This window comes from Methylophaga sp. UBA5088, from assembly GCF_002414625.1.
GTDB classification, from domain to species: domain Bacteria; phylum Pseudomonadota; class Gammaproteobacteria; order Nitrosococcales; family Methylophagaceae; genus Methylophaga; species Methylophaga marina.
In genome coordinates this window covers 9,605-11,920 of sequence record NZ_DIAC01000004.1, presented here as the reverse complement: position 1 = coordinate 11,920, position 2,316 = coordinate 9,605, and the positions used below count along the sequence as shown (strand labels likewise).

3 protein-coding genes are annotated in these 2,316 nt (G+C 43.9%); 1 reads left to right on the top strand and 2 read right to left on the bottom strand.

Annotation, left to right across the window (positions count from 1 at the left end):
- The coding region (locus tag B4K20_RS00425) for a PAS domain-containing protein (RefSeq protein ID WP_289281463.1) at positions 1-652 on the bottom strand (652 nt) is incomplete at its 3' end.
- A gap of 218 nt (positions 653-870) precedes the next feature.
- Between B4K20_RS00425 and rimO the strand changes: the two genes are divergently transcribed.
- Positions 871-2,181: a 30S ribosomal protein S12 methylthiotransferase RimO gene (rimO, locus tag B4K20_RS00420; protein ID WP_289281462.1), complete on the top strand. Its 1,311-nt coding sequence runs from the start codon at positions 871-873 to the stop codon at positions 2,179-2,181.
- Here the strand turns inward: rimO and B4K20_RS00415 are convergent.
- A partial coding sequence (locus B4K20_RS00415) for an HAD hydrolase-like protein (protein WP_289281467.1) occupies positions 2,178-2,316 on the bottom strand: 139 nt, incomplete at its 5' end. The genes rimO and B4K20_RS00415 overlap by 4 nt on opposite strands.

Here is a 2,316-nt window from a genome sequence, read left to right as displayed (position 1 = left end):
GTGGGTTGTTGACCTCATTATTGGCTTCTTTAATCGCTCTATCGAGTGATGCAAAAATCCAGTTCTTGAGCAGAAGATACGTCGCCAGTCCACCCAACACAGCGATGAGCACTGGCAGGTAATAGGGCAATTGCTGAATGACACTGACTTGATTCAATACACTGGCGACAAAGGCACTCAGCACTACTGATAAGGTCGTTTTACTTTTTAAAGAAAGTCGGGTGAAGATATTACCGAGTTTAGGTTTTTTACCTTCGTTGATTTGTTTATAAAGCTGTTCTGCCCGCTTCACTTCCTGTTTTTTGGGCTTACTACGAACAGACTCATAACCTATCACTTTATCGCCATCAAAAATCGGCGTGACATAAGCATCCACCCAGTAATAATCGCCCGTCTTTGTGCGGTTTTTAACCATGCCCATCCAGTGTTTACCCGATTTTACAGTAGACCAGAGATCAGCAAACGCGGCTGGAGGCATATCAGGATGACGGATGACGTTATGATTCACATGCATTAATTCATCTGTCTCAAACCCACTGACATATTTAAATTCGCTATTAAAGCTGGTTATGATGCCTTTGAGATCGGTTGTAGAAATCAATGGGTTGTCGAAGGTAATTTCTTTATCCGTTACCGGCAGATTTTTTTTCATTGTACTTCACCCTGATGAAAGTGAATGGTAAATACGTATTGCATTTACTGGTATCGGCAGCTCACGGTTCTAACTTAAATGTTAACAACAAATTAATGCATAAGCTTTTTAGTTCGCAAGGTATTGTTGTTTTTAGACCGTAAAAATATTTAATAGGACACAAGCCATATCAACAAGTTTTAATAAAAATATAGGCTTTATGATAATTGGTAAGTCATATGAAAGCACCTCAAGTTGGTTTTGTTAGTCTTGGTTGTCCAAAAGCCCTCGTTGATAGTGAACGTATCATTACCAAGTTACGTTCAGAGGGTTATAACATTACCCCAAGTTATGATGATGCTGACTTAGTGGTGGTAAATACATGTGGTTTTATAGATTCGGCTGTTGAAGAATCTCTCGGTAGTATTGGTGAAGCCATCGCTAAAAATGGCAAAGTCATTGTAACAGGTTGTCTTGGCAGCTGTGATAACACCATTCGCGAACAACACCCTCAAGTTCTAGAAATTACCGGGGCTCACGCGCTCGAAGAAGTCGTCAGTGCCGTCCATAAACACTTGCCTCCACAACATGATCCTTTCCTTAGCCTGGTTCCACCAGAAGGCATCAAACTCACACCCCGCCATTACGCTTATCTAAAAATATCTGAAGGCTGTAATCACCGTTGTACCTTCTGCATTATCCCTTCTATGCGTGGGGATCTGGTCAGTCGTCCAATTCATCATGTAATGACTGAAGCAAAACGACTCGCTGATGCGGGCGTTAAAGAGCTTCTCGTTATATCTCAAGATACCAGTGCCTATGGTGTGGACGTGAAATATGAAGCACACGACTGGAACGGTCGTGAGCGAGCAACTCGTTTTTATGACCTTGCCGAAGCCCTGGGTGAGCTGGGAATTTGGGTAAGAATGCATTATGTCTACCCCTATCCTCATGTGGATGACGTTGTGCCATTAATGACGGAAGGAAAAATTCTGCCTTATCTGGATATCCCATTTCAGCATGCCAGCCCACGTATTCTTAAACTGATGAAACGACCAGCTTCTTCACAAAATAATCTGGAACGGATTCGTGCCTGGCGAGCAGTTTGTCCAGATATCACATTACGCAGCACATTTATCGTTGGTTTTCCTGGCGAAACCGAAGAAGAATTCCAAGAGTTACTCGATTTTCTTACTGAGGCACAACTTGATCGGGTGGGCGCTTTTGCCTACTCCCCGGTAGAGGGTGCCACAGCCAATGACTTACCAGATCAAATTCCTGAAGCGGTTAAGCAAGAACGTATTGACCGCTTTATGGCGCACCAAGCAGAAATCAGTGCAGCGAGATTACAATTGAAAGTGGGCCGCAAAAGCCGCGTCATCATTGATGAAGTCGTTGAAGAAGGCGCGGTGGGCCGTAGTGAAGCAGATGCGCCTGAAATTGATGGTCAGGTATTCATTGATGGCGCCACGCATCTTAAGGTTGGAGATATCGTCGACGTCGAATTTGAAGAAGCCGATGAATATGATCTTTGGGCGAAACTCATCTAAAATTCCAAATCAAATGCCTGATTGACTGCCTCCACTACCGAGTCAGCAATCATGGCATTGGCAGCATTCGCCTCAGCTTCATCTTCCGGTAGATACTTACCTGTACGCACCAGACACGCTTGAAGCCCGGCATCA